Below are 15,041 nucleotides of genomic sequence, written 5' to 3' on the forward strand. Positions count from 1 at the left end.
GATTAAATTGAGAATGAAGATCCACAACCACAGGTTGTTGTTGCATTTGGGTTATTCACCACAAAACGTGAACCTTCTAAACCTTCAACATAATCCACAACAGAACCCACAAGATACTGATAACTCAAAGAATCGACAAGCATCGTTACATCACCATTTACGAATTCTGCATCATCTTCATTTTTACTTTCAGCAAAGTTAAAACCGTAAGAGAAACCTGAACAACCGCCACCTGTGACATATACACGGAGCATTAAGTCTTGGTTTCCTTCACTGTCGCGTAATTGGCGTACTTTATTTGCGGCATTGTCGGTCAGCTCAAGGGCTTGTGCAGTCATGGTGAATTCCTCTGTTAAATGGGATGTCTTTTAAGAAAAAGACCATATTTCAAGTATAGCATACTCAATATATGGTCAGTCTCTGTCAATTAAAAGTCAAATCAGAGTATTTTTATCAAGATTATTTGTAGTTTTCATCCTGCATTGCGCATTCGAAATTGGTTGGGTCTTTCTTACAACGGAATTGCCATAACAATTTCATCATGCGCTTGTCATAAATACCACGTTTGGTCAGATCTATACGCGCATCACGCATCATTTTTTGATATCCAGGCTTATCCGCCGCAGGTACATCCATCCAATATTTACTTGGAATATCAGCTTTCATTTTACCTAATATGCCAAATGCACGTGGTAATTCACCTTTGACCCATTCACGTGACTTTTGACCAAAGCCTTTCGGGAATTTGTCTGGGCGAATAATAATGTTTCCTGTGACCTGTAAAATTGGATAATTGACGATCGCGCCTTTATTGCCCAAACCTTTATGCAGCTCAAGGGGTTTAAATGCCGCCGCTGGTGCACCAATGATGTCGACCTGACCATTATTAAACATGCTGGCAAAGTTAGTAATCTCCGCGCTTACCGCCTGAGCACCCACCTGTTGAACCATAATTTTTTGTGCTTCGTCATAGCTGAGCACGGCAATCTTTTTACCCGCAGCTTTGGCTACGGTATTGATACTACGATCATTCACCAACAGATAAGCATCGCCAATTGGAATCACACCGGCAATTTCGTATTTGCCTTGCACCATATTTGGCGCAAACTTTGGACTCGCCAAACCTTGCATCACTTGTACTGCAAGTTTTAAATCGGTAATGGCACCAATAGCATCGAGTGAACCTGTAAATGAGTTAAATTGGCGACCACGCATACCCGTCACGCTGATGCCATCACATTTACCTGCTTTAAAATCTTCAGCAACCACAGCTTCATTGGTATTTACTCGAAGCTCAATATCCGCGCCCCAATTTTTTGCTGCCAGCTGATAATCTTTCATAACGGTATAAACATCGCCATTTTTGCCTACCAGATCAAATACACATACCACTTGTTTTGCTTGTGCCATGCTAGAGACAGCTGCGACCCCGACACTAAACAATAAAGCATTTAAATATGATTTCATTGCGGATACATCCTTGGTTAATTTTTGTTTTTAAAATGAATTTTTCAATTTGAACAAAGTCGTTCATCTATTTTTAATTAAGCTTACCCAATTTTAAAACCTTCACAATGGCTGAATTGCCCCGTTCTCATATAAAAAAAGCTTAGACGAATCTAAGCTTTTTCTCTTTTAAATCAGATTATTCGCCGCCCATTGAGCACTCAAAGTTTGCTTTATCGACAGAGCAACGCGCTTTTTTCAATACGCTCATCATTGCAGGATCATAGATACCACGCTTGGTCATATCCATACGTCCATCACGTAGCATTTTTTGATACTTGATTTTATCTTCAGCAGAAAGATTCATTTTGTATTTCGCTGGAATACCTGCTTCTAAACGGTTAATCATCGCAATGCTTTTCGGTAAGTTTTTCACAAACCAATCACGTGATTTTTGACCAAAACCTTCAGGGAATTTTTCAGGGCGAATCACAAAGTCCGCTGTCACTTGTAATACAGGGAAGTTAAACATGGCACCGTTGTTGCCTAAACCTTTATAGATCTCAAGTGGCTTGTAGGCATAAGCTGGCGCACCCACCATATCCACCTGACCATTATTAAACTTCGCCACAAAGTTAGATACATCAGAAATTACAGCTTGCGCACCGACACGTTGCACCATAATTTTTTGTGCATCGTCATAACCCAATACGGCAAACTTTTTACCCGCCGCTTTTTCAATTGAGTTAATGTTTTTATCACGAACGAAAATGAAAGCTGAACCCAATGGTGAAATACCTGCGATTTCGTATTTCTTACCACCCATTGTGGTCACCATTTTGCTTGCATTACGTTTATCTAAAGCAAATGTAATAGCACGCTGTGCAATTGCGTTACTTGGGGCACCACCTAAGGAATCAATTGAACCTGCGAATTTATTATATTGACGTGCACGCATCGCGGTCATAAAGACGCCGTCACACTTCCCTGCTTTAAAATCATTGTCTGCAACTGCTTCATCTTGACGTGCAATCAGATTAATTTCTGCACCCCATCCTTTTGCAGCCAATGCCCATTCTTGAGCCATTTGGAATGATTCACCTGACTTACCGAGTAAGTCAAATACACAGATATCAAGTTTTGCAGCGTGTGCGTTATTGGTCAGTGCAATTGCTGAAAGTGCCGCCAAAGACAGGAGTGTTTTTTTCATTGTATGTTCCTTTAAAATCTTGTTGTTTGGGAGTGTTGTCCATACACGCCACAAATATTAAGCAAGTTTTATTAAAAAAAATAGAGCTTTTACTCCATTTTTTTTAGGATGATGGTCATATTGTTTAAGCCTGTTAAATCGCAAGATAAAAATTCAATTTAATGTCTTAAATATCAAAAAATTATAAACTTATCTGCATTTTTGCTAATTACAATTTCCTAAAACTGGTTACAAACTTAAACAGGCCTTTTCAGTTATTCACCGCCAATAGAACATTCAAAATTGGTTCTTTCCACTGTGCAACGCGCTTTTTTGAGTACCGTCATCATCGTTGGGTTATAAATTCCTTGTTTGGTCAGCTCGATGCGACCGTCACGTAAAAGTTTTTGATATTTTTCTTTTTCTTCTTTCGAAAGTGTCATTTTATAACGCGCAGGGATATCCGATTCCAAGCGTTGCACCATGGCAAAGTTTTTTGGAATCTGTTTTACAAACCACTGACGTGATTGACTAGTAAAGTTAGGACTAAATTTATCTGCGTTTAAAATTAAATCTGCTGTGACGTTAATCACTGGAAAATGAATCATCGCCCCTTGGTTGCCCAAGCCTTTTTGAATTTCTAAGGGTTTAAAGGCATATGCAGGTGCAGCAATGATGTCCACTTCACCTTGATTAAACTTACGTACAAAATTTGAAATATCTGACATTACGGGGATCGCACCAATACGCTCCACCATAATCTTTTGAGCGGCATCATAGTGTAAAACAGCAAATTTCTTACCTTTGGCATGTTCAATACTATTTACTTTACGATCGCGTACAAAGATATAGGCCGTTCCAATTTGTGCAACACCCCCTACCGTATAGTTTTGTTGATTGAGTGTGCTATTTAGACGTTGGTTATTGCGCTTGTCTAAGACATAAGCAATGGCTTTTTTGGCAATTTCATTTGAAGGCACGCCACCTAAAGCATCAATCGAACCTGCGAATTTATTGTAGTATCGTGCACGCATAGAGGTGAGATATACCCCATCACACTTACCGTCTTTAAAATCTTGATCCGCCTTGGCTTCATCCTGATAGGCCACCAACTTGACTGCATTTCCCCAAGTTTTGGTATTTAAAGCCCATTCCTCAAGGAACTTATAAGATTCACCACTTTTACCCAATAGATCAAATACACATACCGAATTTTGTGCCCAACTGATACTACTGAACATCGCTAGCCCTAATCCCGACAAAAATATCCCTATTTTGTTCATTACGTGATCCTACACTATTATTTTTATACTGAATTTTTCCCTATCATAGTTTTACCCTTGTTCAAGTTATGATCAATATTTATTCGCTAAATTCGGATGAATAACAAAAAAATCCTTTGCCGAAATGTATGGATTAAATACGTGAGATTTTTTTCATTTCCTTAAGGCTTCATTTAGAATAGCCGCATCATTTTTCTCATTTTAGATATTTCAATGATTCAGTTAGATCAACTCTCTATACGTCGCGGTGGACGTGTTTTATTTCAAAAAGCGTCAATGCAATTACACCCGGGATGGAAGATTGGCCTGACTGGTGTCAATGGTGCAGGTAAATCGACCTTGTTTTCTGCATTATTGGGTGGAATGGAATCAGATAGTGGATCTTTGACCCGTCCTGCGGTATGGACCGTCGCACATATGGCACAGGAAATTAAAGCCTTAAATATGAAGGCGATTGATTTCGTTTTATCGGGTGATGAAGAGTATTGGGATATTCAGCATAAACTTGAGCATCCAGAACAATTGAAAGATGATGAACTTGCTCAACTGTATGGCCGTTTTGATGAAATTTCAGGTTATTCAGCACCTTCTAAAGCTTCACAATTGATGGCAGGTTTGGGTTTCTTCGAACATCAATCTCAACTCGATGTTGCAAGTTTCTCAGGTGGTTGGCGTATGCGTTTAAATCTTGCACGTACACTGATGAGCCGTTCAGACTTACTGTTACTCGATGAACCGACCAACCATTTGGATTTAGATGCGATTCTTTGGTTAGAAGATTGGCTGAAAGCTTATGAAGGTACATTGGTGCTGATTTCACACGACCGTGATTTCTTAGATGCGATTACTGATCATATTTTGCATATTGAAAATCAGGAACTGACTTTATATACAGGGAATTATTCGACCTTCGAACGTACCCGTAGTGAACGTTTAGCACAGCAACAACAGGCCTATGAGAAGCAACTTGAAACGCGTGCCCATTTACAAAAATTTATTGATCGCTTTAAAGCTAAAGCAACTAAAGCAAAACAGGCTCAAAGTCGTATTAAACAATTAGAGCGTATGCAGGAACTCTCTGCAGCTCATGTGGATACACCTTTTACTTTTAGTTTCCGCGAACCCACCAAAATGAGTTCCCCGCTTTTGCAAATGGAACATGCTGACATTGGTTATGGTGAAAAACTCATTGTGACCAATGTGAATTTACAGATTACACCGACTAGTCGTATTGGTTTGCTGGGAATGAACGGTGCAGGTAAATCGACCTTAATTAAATCTTTGGTTGGTGATTTAGAGCTGCTAAAAGGATCCCGTAAGGCTTCTGAGTTATTAAATATTGGTTACTTTGCCCAGCATCAAATGGATGCTTTGGATGGTAATGCCAGCCCAATGTTGCAATTATCCCGTATTGCCAATAAAAAAATTAGCGAAGCCTCATTACGTTCATTCTTAGGCAGCTTCGGCTTTAGTGGCGAACGCATGGATACGCCGAGTGAAAGCTTCTCAGGTGGTGAACGTGCCCGCCTCGCTTTGGCTTTAATTGTATGGCAACGCCCAAATGTATTGATTCTGGATGAACCAACCAACCATTTAGACTTGGATATGCGTCATGCTTTAACCATGGCATTACAAGACTTTGAAGGTGCTGTGGTCTTGGTCTCTCACGAACGTCAATTGATTGCCAGTGTTTGTGATGAGTTATTGTTGGTACATAACGGACAATGTAAAGAATTTGATGGTGACTTAGTTGCCTACGCAGATTGGTTACGTCAAGCCCGTGCAGAGCTAATGAAAACCGCGCAAAAACCTGCTGAACCGATTAAATCTCTCGTTGAAGACAAACCTGTGATCTCTAAGTTAGATAAAGAAGCACAGCGAAAGGAAGCAGCACGCCAACGAGAGCAAACTCGCCCAATTCGTAAGAATATTGAGAAAATCGAAGCCCAGATTGCAAAAATTCAACCTCGATTAGCAGAAATTGAAGCTGCACTTGCGGATAGCAGTCTTTATGACGCATCTCGTAAAAATGATTTGCTTAAACTCATGAATGAGCAAACCACCGAAAAAGCCAAACTCGAAAAAGCTGAAGAAGAAATGTTAGAACTGATGATGCAACTTGAAGAAATGGAACAATCATTTCAAAGCTAAGCCGCTCATGTTTTAAGTCATCAATAGAGAGATTAGTGATTCAGGTCACTAATCTCTTTTTAATTTTTATGATTTAAACTGTCTTTTTCCACAGTTTTAATGCCTGTTTTTCTAATTTTTTACTCTTAAAATTAGTTATAAATATTTAGATTTTTTATTTATTTATCACTTATTTTCAGCCATGTTAATGGCATTTATATTTACAGACATTTCCACTTTCGATCTTATACATTCATTTACAGCAATGCCATGCATCATTAATCCCTGATGAATAGATCTGTCTTATGCAGACCGCAACAGCTTATTCAAACATAAACAGAGGGAACAGTTATGCGTGCACTGACTTACCATGGTACTCGAGATGTTCGGGTTGAGTCCGTTTCCGATCCCATTATTCAGGAAAATGACGATGTAATTTTAAGAGTCACAGCGACTGCAATTTGTGGCTCAGACTTACATCTATATCGTGGGAAAATTCCAGCAACAGAACCTGGCGATATTTTTGGACATGAGTTTATGGGCGTGGTTGAAGAAGTCGGTCCAGCCGTAACATCTGTTCAGAAAGGTGATCGTGTTATTATTCCTTTTGTGATTGCCTGTGGTCACTGCTTCTTCTGCGAACATGATTTAACCGCAGCATGTGAAAATACCAATCCCGGCCGTGGTGCAATTTTAAATAAAAAACAAATTCCGCCTGGCGCTGCACTTTTCGGTTATAGCCATCTATATGGCGGTGTACCGGGTGGACAAGCTAAATATGTCCGTATTCCTAAAGGCAATGTCGGCCCTTTTAAAGTACCAGGCTCGCTCAGTGATGAAAAAGTTCTATTTTTGACTGATATTTTACCAACTGCATGGCAAGCAATTACCAATGCAGAAGTCAAACAAGGATCAACGGTTGCGATTTATGGTGCAGGTCCTGTGGGATTACTCGCTGCATCTTGTGCAAAAATGTTAGGCGCTGAACAGATTTTTATGGTGGATCATCATGATTATCGTCTCGCGTTTGCTCAGCAAACTTACGGCGTCATTCCTGTCAATTTCGATAAAGTCGATGCAGCCGCTTATATCATTGAAAACACCAAGGGTTATCGAGGTGTCGACGCTGTTATTGATGCAGTTGGTTTTGAAGCCAAAGGAAGCATCGTAGAAACCGTCTTAACCAATCTAAAAATTGAAGGCTCAAGTGGTTATACCCTGCGTCAATGTATTGCTGCTGTTCGACGCGGAGGCATTGTGAGTATACCAGGTGTCTATGCAGGTCCAATCCATGGCTTCTTGTTTGGTGATGCTTTTGATAAAGGTTTAACCTTTAAGATGGGACAAACTCATGTTCATCACTATTTACCACAATTACTCGAGCACATTGAAAATGGCGATCTGTCCCCTGAGGTGATTATTACCCATCGGATGAAACTTGAAGATGCAGCCGAAGCTTATCGGATTTTTGATCAACGTAAAGAAGATTGTCGTAAAATTATTCTTACACCTTAATTAATGCCATACATAAACATAAAGCGGTATTTAGCCGCTTTTTTATATAAAAAATGAAAGCGTTTAAGTATTAAAAATAATAGAAATATGTTCCACGCAATTTATCATTTTTTCTTAACAATCAAATTTTGAAACTATGTAGCAAAACTAATCACTTACTCAATCAGTAAATCTAAACTCGAAAATTGCCAAGATAATTCCCAGCAATTTAAATTCATTTTTTAGTTTTAAATTTAAAAACAGAATCTAAATTATTTTAAATTTAAAACTACATTTATAATCAGTAAATATAAGATTGTGGATAATACTTTATTTTTCACATAAAACTGTGGATAAGTCTAGACTTATCCACAACTAAGAATTGTATAGAAATTAGAGATTGATATGCAAATTATATTTTTATGATTTTAAAAATCTTAATTTATTGATTTTCCATTCATTTTTATAATCCCATAACTCGCGAATCTTTTGCTTTGAATCCGCTAAAGTGATGGTGATTTCGCATTGGGTTTGATCTTCATTAAATGAATATTCTTCTAATTCTATATTGGGTTTCTGAGGTTTCCAGACGCCGTTTTGCACTGCATGAGCGATTAAATCGTAGCGGGTATAGTTACTTTCCACACGATCCTGCTGCTCATAAATCACTTTAAAATGTTCACTTTCATACTGTCGCAAGACTTCATAATCGCCCGCAAAAAAAGCATTCATCCAAATATCACGTATTTGCTCAAGTTGTTTATCCATCTGAATCACCTTATATTGCTGGTTTACATACTTCATCTGTTAATGAAAGTCGCGAATTAGCACAAGCTAATTACTCCTATTTGCGTATGTATTTTGAACAATTTAAATGACAATAGCATAAAAAAAGCACCTCGAAAGGTGCTTTTTTCAGATCATTCTGTAAAGAATTTATGCATCAATATCCGCATTCAGGGCATTTTCTTCAATGAATGCACGACGTGGTTCAACATCATCACCCATTAAGCATGCAAACATACGATCAGCTTCAATCGCATCCTGAACAGTTACTTGCAGCATATTACGGTTTTCAGGATCCATCGTGGTTTCCCAAAGCTGATCCGCATTCATCTCACCCAAACCTTTATAGCGCTGAATCATCATGCCGCGACGTGAGTCTTGTAAGATGTTTTGCCATACTTGGTGGAAGCTTGATACTGGAATCTTTCGCTCACCTTTTTGTAAGTAAGCACCTTCTTCCAACAAGGTAAACCAGCTCTTCGAGTTTTTAAGCAAGCGAGCATATTCGCTTGAACCCAACAGGTTGGCATCCAACAAGTAAGAATGTGGCAAGTTGTGAATATAGATCGTAATACGTGGTAAGTACGTAGTCGATTTATTGCCTTCAGCATCTTCTTTTTCAAAGCTTTCAATGCTGAGTTCTGGACGTAAACTTGGCTGCATGTTTTCAACATGATCGCGCATTTGTTTAGCCCAGTTTTCTACATAATCCAAGCTGGTTGCTTGATCAAGTTTAAATGCATCAAGTGCCAATAAACCATCAAGAACAGTCGCTGGATAACGTACAGTTAGACGATGCAAACTCTTCTGTGAAGTTTGATAATCTGCAATCACATTTGCCAATGCTTCACCACGGATGGCTGGGGCATTTTCACTGATATGCAATTCAAGTTCATCAATGGCATTTGAAATGAGGTAAGTTTCGAGTGCATCGTTATCTTTGATGTACTGCTCTTGTTTACCTTTTTTCAATTTATAAAGCGGCGGCTGTGCGATATAGATATGACCGCGTTCCACAAGCTCAGGCATTTGACGGAAGAAGAACGTCAACAGTAGCGTACGAATGTGCGAACCATCGACATCGGCATCGGTCATAATAATGATTTTGTGATAACGCAGTTTGTCTGGGTTATATTCTTCGCGACCAATACCACAGCCAAGTGCAGTAATTAGGGTACCGACTTCCGCAGAAGAAATCATACGGTCGAAGCGCGCACGTTCTACGTTCAGGATTTTACCTTTCAGTGGCAAAATCGCCTGCATCTTACGGTTACGGCCCTGTTTTGCAGAACCACCCGCAGAGTCACCTTCGACTAGGTACAATTCAGACAATGCTGGATCTTTTTCTTGGCAATCGGCCAATTTTCCTGGAAGACCTGCAATATCGAGTGCGCTTTTACGACGTGTCATTTCACGTGCTTTACGTGCTGCATCACGCGCACGTGCAGCATCAATAATCTTACCTGCAATCGATTTTGCTGCTTGCGGGTTCTCTAAAAGATATTCAGAGAATGATTTGTTCATCGCCTGCTCTACCGCAGACTTCACTTCACTTGAAACCAATTTTTCTTTGGTTTGTGACGAGAATTTTGGATCTGGCACTTTCACTGACACGATCGCGGTTAAACCTTCACGCGCATCATCACCTGAAACAACGACTTTTTCTTTTTTAAGAATATTTTCGCTGTCCATATAGCTGTTTAAGCCACGTGTTAACGCAGCACGGAAACCAGCTAGGTGTGTACCACCATCTTTTTGCGGAATGTTGTTGGTAAAGCAGCGAACATTTTCCTGATAAGAATCATTCCATTGCAATGCAACTTCAACACCAATGCCATTTTCAGCTTGAGTGGTGAAATGGAAGATGTCATTGAGATGTGTTTTACCTTGGTTAATGTATTTCACAAACTCAGATAAACCACCTTCATAATCGTAAACGTGTTCAAGGTTAATACGCTCATCACGAAGAACGATACGTACACCTGCATTTAAGAATGAAAGTTCGCGTAGACGACGCGCCAAAATATCAACGTTGAAAATCGTTTGGCTAAATGTTTCAGCACTTGGCCAGAAACGAACACGTGTACCAGTACGGTCTGTTTCACCAATCACTTTAAGCGGATATTGCGAGTCGCCATGACGGTATTCTTGTTGGTGAATTTTGCCAGCACGATGAATGGTCAATTCAAGTTTTTCAGACAAGGCGTTTACAACCGAAACACCTACACCATGTAGACCACCAGACACTTTATAGCTGTTGTCATCAAACTTACCACCCGCATGCAGAATAGTAAGAATTACCTCTGCTGCAGACACACCTTCTTCAGGGTGAATATCGGTTGGAATACCACGGCCATTATCAGCTACAGAGACCGATTCATCTTCATGAATGGTTACTAAAATCTCGTCACAGTGACCCGCCAAGGCTTCATCAATCGAGTTATCGACGACTTCAAACACCATGTGGTGTAGGCCTGTCCCATCATCGGTGTCACCAATGTACATACCGGGACGCTTACGTACTGCGTCTAAACCACGTAATACCTTGATGCTAGAGGAATCATAAGCCTTTTCAGTGGTTTGTTCTGTTTGAGAAGCAGCTTGATCTTCTGAACTCATGGTTTCTCCCTAGTGAAAAATAGGTCTATCCATAGTTGGATAAAATTCAAAAAACTATTGCACAACAACTTGAACTGTACCGTTTTCAACATTGAATAACTGATATGAGATAGACAAATCATGTAAGTGCTTTTGTACTGATTCATGGTCTAAGGTGGTAATAAAAACTTGACTACCAAGTTGGCTCAATCGCTCAATTAAACGTTGTTGTGCGGTTAAATCTAATTCTGCTGTCACATCATCTAATAATACCACAGTTTCCTTATTACAAGAATGTAGCATTGCGATTTGCGATAGTTTTAAAGCGGTCATCAACAGCTTTTTTTGACCACGCGACAAGATGACATCTGCATCACCTAAATCGGTCTTTAAACGCAAATCAGCACGATGTGGACCATATTCTGTATAACGTCTTTCACAGTCTTTTTCATGATAATTAGTCAGATCATTGAGTAAACCCAATTCACTGTGAAAACCAGGTACATACTCCATCTCAATATTCAGATCTGGCAATAAATGTTTTAAGTCTTCTAGAAAAAATGCCTTCCACTGCTCCACGATACCAACACGCTGTGAATGTAAAATTTCACCATATTCACTGAGCATTTGGTTCCACGGTTCTAAATCCGAAAGACTTAAAAATCGCTTCGACTTCAGCAGACTATTTCGTTGTTTGAGTGCCCGTGAATAATATTGCCATGCATGAAAAAATTCAGGTTCCACGTGGAACATTAACCAATCTAATAATTGTCGTCTTGGCTTTGCACCATGATCAATCACGTCAGTACTTTGTGGATCAATTAACTGTAAGGGCAATAACTTTGCAAGCTGTCCTTGCGTTGCAACCAGGTCACCATTGACCTTAATAACTTGCTCCCCACTCGCCAGTTTTTGCATGCCAATTTTTTCAGTTAAAGATTGGGCAAATACAATCGCATCCTGCGCACTATGCTGAATGTAATTTTTAGGAATATGTGTACGGAAAGAACGGCCTGTTGCCAGTAAATGAATCGCTTCTAGAATCGAAGTCTTACCTGAGCCATTTTGTCCATAAAAAACGTTAAACGGCTGCAACTCATGGAGTGCAACCGTTTTTAAGTTTCGTACACGTTCAATATGTAAACGCGTGATATGCATGTTTAGATTCGCATCAAGATGAAATTAAACACGCATCGGCATTACAACATACGTTTGATCTGTATGTGCAGGGTCTTGTACCAATACCGATTGGTTAGCTTCTGTCATAGTCATCGACACATCATCACCATCGAGTACGCTCAGTACTTCAAGCAAATATTGCGCATTGAATGACATTTCTAAAGGTGAATCCGCATATTGAATTGCTAAGTCTTCAATTGCTTCATCTTGCTCTGGGTTATTGGCGCGAAGCTGTAACGAATCGGCATTGAAGTTTAGGAATACACCACGCAATTTTTCATTACTCAAAATCGCAACACGCTGTAAAGATTGCTTAAATACGTCATGCGCAATAATCACATTTTTATCGCCACCACGTGGAATAACGCGGCGGTAATCAGGGAATTTACCATCGATTAATTTAGTCGTGAAACGAACGGTAATGTCACCCTGCTCTTTGTCACGACTTGGTGCTTGAATGGTAACATTCAACAATTCACGACCAATCAACAAAGATAATTGCTCATCTTCAACACTTAAAAGACGTTGTAATTCTGCAACTGCTTTACGTGGAACAATCGCTTGAATCGCTTGTGTTGCAGTCGATTGTGCCGCTGTTTCACAGAGTGCCAAACGGTGACCATCTGTTGTTACTGCACGAAGCTGATTTTCATCAATTTCAAGCAAAGTACCAGTTAGGTAAAAACGAACGTCCTGAACCGCCATAGCAAAAGCAGTTTTCTCAAATAGACGCTTTAATTCACGCTGAGTGACCGTCACTTGCGTACCTTGGGTATTTTCAGTCGTCAATAATGGGTAATCATCTGCAGGTAAAGTACCTAACACAAAACGGCTGTTGCCTGATTTTAAAATACAACGTTGATCTTCAGTAATTTGTAAATCAATCAGCGCAGATGACGGCAATGATTTACAGATATCAATTAATTTACGTGCAGGAACGGTCGTTACGCCTGCTTGTAAACATGCACCTTCAGCAAGCGTTGTACTTGCGACCAATTCCACTTCTAAATCCGAGCCTGTAACAGTCAATGCATCCGCTGTCACTTGGATTTTAAGGTTCGATAAAATATTTAAGGTATGGCGACGTTCAACCGCTCCTACGACATGTGAGAGAACATTCAGTAAGCTTTCTTTCGCGATTTTTAAACGCACGATACATTCCTCTAGAAACCGAAGATAATTATGAAAAAATTAATTTTTTAGCAGTGTACTATGCGGCAAAAAATGCCGCTTAGCAAGAACAGAATTTGAGCAAATTAGGTTAACTTTGCAACAAGCGCTGTAAGTTTTTATAGTCTTCGTTAAAGATTGGATCTTCCTCACGAAGGCTTTGAACTTTTTCGCATGCATGCATCACAGTACTGTGGTCCCGACCACCAAATGCCATACCAATTTCAGGGAAACTATCGCCTGTCAATTCACGTGCCAAACCCATTGCGAGTTGACGTGGACGAGCATAAATACGGGTACGTTTTGGACCAACAAGTTCTTTGAGTGGAATACGGAAATATTCACTCACCACGCGCTGAATGTTTTCAGTACTAATAGTACGAGCACGAATTGCCAATACGTCTTTAAGCGACTCACGAACCACATCTAAGTCAATTGGCGTACCTTTAAAGCGAGAAATGGCTACAACCTTGTTGAGTGCACCTTCTAGTTCACGAACGTTCGCAACCACTTGCTGAGCAATAAATAATGCACAATTTCGCGGTAAGTCAACTTCACTGTTTTCCGCTTTTTTCAGCAAAATCTCAATACGCGTTTCGATATCTGGTGGTTCAACACCAACCGATAAGCCCCAAGAGAAACGTGACACCAATCGAGGGTCAAGTTCAGTCAGTTCTTTAGGATAACGATCTGAAGTCAAAATAATTTGTTTTGACTCATCCAATAGCGCGTTAAAGGTATAGAAGAATTCAACCAAACTTGCTTCTTTACCTGCGAGCAAATGAATATCATCGACAAGCAATAAATCAAGAGAGCGACAGTTTTTCTTAAACTCTTCCACTTTGCCTTGTTGTAAAGAACTCACAAAGTCCTGCACAAAACTTTCAGCTGTCATATACATAACACGCGCATTCGGTTTAGCTTGCAGCAAAGCATTACCTACCGCTTGCATTAAATGCGTTTTACCCAAACCTGTAGGACCATATAGGAACAGTGGGTTATGCTGAGATGCACCTAATTGAGTTAAAACCTTACGGCAAGTTTCAGCTGCCATTTGGTTTGATCGACCTTCAACAAATAGAGAGAAGGTAAACAATGGGTTTAATTGGCGCTTACGGCTATTTTTAACCGATTCTTCTTTTTCTTTACGTGGACGCGGTGCAGGTGCACTCACGGGTTGTGTTTCTAATGCGGCAGTTGTTGTTGCAGGTTGTTCATTAGAAGATAAAATTGCACCCGGACGCGAATCAACAAGAATTTCGACCTTACGAATACGCCCTTCAGAAAGCTGTTCAGCCAAAATAGAGATCAACTCTAAATGATGTTCCTGAATATAACGTGTCCAATATGGGTTTGGTGCATATAGTCTTAAAGTATCTTCAAGTTCTTCTGCCACCAAGGGACGAATCCACATTGTAAAGACATTTCCAGATAGCTCTTGTCGCAAGCGATTTAAGCAGTCCGTCCAAAGCATGTGAATCCCCTATTTCAGTCCATTGAGTGCAAAACATTTCCCGCAATAAAAGCGGGTCGCCATTCTAACCAAGTTATCCACATCTGTCATGGCAAAATCCACATAAATTGCTCAAAAAAGAATATTTCACACATAAATTTAAATTTAAAAGGTTATGTGGATAAGTTTATCCGCAAGCTGTGGATAAAATATATCATAAAGTTATCCACAAAGTGTTAAAATTATAAAAACAACTTTATTCACAACTTAAATTATTGAATTTAATATTTAAAACTACGATTTCCACAGAAAA

At 39.7% G+C, this 15,041-nt stretch carries 11 protein-coding genes; 2 read left to right on the forward strand and 9 right to left on the reverse strand.

Annotated features, from left to right (window positions below):
- Positions 1 to 2: 2 nt before the first annotated feature.
- The 4 genes from erpA to A3K93_RS12640 form a co-directional block, all read right to left on the reverse strand.
- On the reverse strand, positions 3 to 338 hold the full coding sequence (gene erpA / locus A3K93_RS12625; RefSeq protein ID WP_067731527.1) for an iron-sulfur cluster insertion protein ErpA: 336 nt from the start codon (positions 336 to 338) through the stop codon (positions 3 to 5).
- A gap of 121 nt (positions 339 to 459) precedes the next feature.
- Positions 460 to 1,467, reverse strand: coding sequence for a putative solute-binding protein (locus A3K93_RS12630; RefSeq protein WP_067731528.1), 1,008 nt, complete (start codon positions 1,465 to 1,467; stop codon positions 460 to 462).
- 178 nt (positions 1,468 to 1,645) lie between these two features.
- Complete coding sequence (locus A3K93_RS12635; protein ID WP_067731529.1) at positions 1,646 to 2,656, reverse strand: putative solute-binding protein; 1,011 nt, start codon at positions 2,654 to 2,656, stop codon at positions 1,646 to 1,648.
- 254 nt (positions 2,657 to 2,910) lie between these two features.
- Positions 2,911 to 3,918: a putative solute-binding protein gene (locus tag A3K93_RS12640; RefSeq protein ID WP_067731530.1), complete on the reverse strand. Its 1,008-nt coding sequence runs from the start codon at positions 3,916 to 3,918 to the stop codon at positions 2,911 to 2,913.
- 213 nt (positions 3,919 to 4,131) lie between these two features.
- Here A3K93_RS12640 and A3K93_RS12645 point away from each other — a divergent pair, with 213 nt between their 5' ends.
- Positions 4,132 to 6,069: an ATP-binding cassette domain-containing protein gene (locus A3K93_RS12645; RefSeq protein WP_067731531.1), complete on the forward strand. Its 1,938-nt coding sequence runs from the start codon at positions 4,132 to 4,134 to the stop codon at positions 6,067 to 6,069.
- A 330-nt stretch (positions 6,070 to 6,399) separates the two neighbouring features.
- On the forward strand, positions 6,400 to 7,563 hold the full coding sequence (locus A3K93_RS12650; RefSeq protein ID WP_067731532.1) for a zinc-dependent alcohol dehydrogenase: 1,164 nt from the start codon (positions 6,400 to 6,402) through the stop codon (positions 7,561 to 7,563).
- Positions 7,564 to 7,962: 399 nt separating this feature from the next.
- Here the strand turns inward: A3K93_RS12650 and A3K93_RS12655 are convergent, their stop codons facing one another.
- From A3K93_RS12655 to dnaA, 5 genes are all read right to left on the reverse strand, one after another.
- A complete protein-coding gene (locus tag A3K93_RS12655; RefSeq protein WP_067731533.1) occupies positions 7,963 to 8,310 on the reverse strand; it encodes a hypothetical protein in 348 nt (115 codons plus the stop codon).
- A gap of 168 nt (positions 8,311 to 8,478) precedes the next feature.
- Positions 8,479 to 10,947: a DNA topoisomerase (ATP-hydrolyzing) subunit B gene (gene gyrB / locus A3K93_RS12660; protein WP_067731534.1), complete on the reverse strand. Its 2,469-nt coding sequence runs from the start codon at positions 10,945 to 10,947 to the stop codon at positions 8,479 to 8,481.
- A gap of 54 nt (positions 10,948 to 11,001) precedes the next feature.
- Entirely contained in the window at positions 11,002 to 12,084 is a 1,083-nt protein-coding gene (gene recF / locus A3K93_RS12665) for a DNA replication/repair protein RecF (RefSeq protein ID WP_067731535.1), read from the reverse strand.
- 24 nt (positions 12,085 to 12,108) lie between these two features.
- Positions 12,109 to 13,257 (reverse strand): DNA polymerase III subunit beta, encoded by a 1,149-nt coding sequence (dnaN, locus tag A3K93_RS12670; protein WP_067731536.1) that lies wholly within the window; start codon positions 13,255 to 13,257, stop codon positions 12,109 to 12,111.
- 109 nt (positions 13,258 to 13,366) lie between these two features.
- Positions 13,367 to 14,749 (reverse strand): chromosomal replication initiator protein DnaA, encoded by a 1,383-nt coding sequence (dnaA, locus tag A3K93_RS12675; protein ID WP_067731537.1) that lies wholly within the window; start codon positions 14,747 to 14,749, stop codon positions 13,367 to 13,369.
- Positions 14,750 to 15,041 lie beyond the last annotated feature (292 nt).

This window comes from Acinetobacter sp. NCu2D-2 (assembly GCF_001647675.1).
In the GTDB taxonomy this organism is placed as follows: Bacteria; Pseudomonadota; Gammaproteobacteria; order Pseudomonadales; family Moraxellaceae; genus Acinetobacter.

Excerpts from the sequence above, each read along its gene's own strand:
- dnaA (WP_067731537.1), bottom strand. The coding sequence starts at position 14,749 with ATGCTTTGGACGGACTGCTTAAATCGCTTGCGACAAGAGCTATCTGGA.
- A3K93_RS12635 (WP_067731529.1), bottom strand. The coding sequence starts at position 2,656 with ATGAAAAAAACACTCCTGTCTTTGGCGGCACTTTCAGCAATTGCACTG.
- recF (WP_067731535.1), bottom strand. The coding sequence starts at position 12,084 with ATGCATATCACGCGTTTACATATTGAACGTGTACGAAACTTAAAAACG.
- gyrB (WP_067731534.1), bottom strand. The coding sequence starts at position 10,947 with ATGAGTTCAGAAGATCAAGCTGCTTCTCAAACAGAACAAACCACTGAA.
- A3K93_RS12645 (WP_067731531.1), top strand. The coding sequence starts at position 4,132 with ATGATTCAGTTAGATCAACTCTCTATACGTCGCGGTGGACGTGTTTTA.
- A3K93_RS12640 (WP_067731530.1), bottom strand. The coding sequence starts at position 3,918 with ATGAACAAAATAGGGATATTTTTGTCGGGATTAGGGCTAGCGATGTTC.
- A3K93_RS12655 (WP_067731533.1), bottom strand. The coding sequence starts at position 8,310 with ATGGATAAACAACTTGAGCAAATACGTGATATTTGGATGAATGCTTTT.
- A3K93_RS12630 (WP_067731528.1), bottom strand. The coding sequence starts at position 1,467 with ATGAAATCATATTTAAATGCTTTATTGTTTAGTGTCGGGGTCGCAGCT.
- A3K93_RS12650 (WP_067731532.1), top strand. The coding sequence starts at position 6,400 with ATGCGTGCACTGACTTACCATGGTACTCGAGATGTTCGGGTTGAGTCC.
- erpA (WP_067731527.1), bottom strand. The coding sequence starts at position 338 with ATGACTGCACAAGCCCTTGAGCTGACCGACAATGCCGCAAATAAAGTA.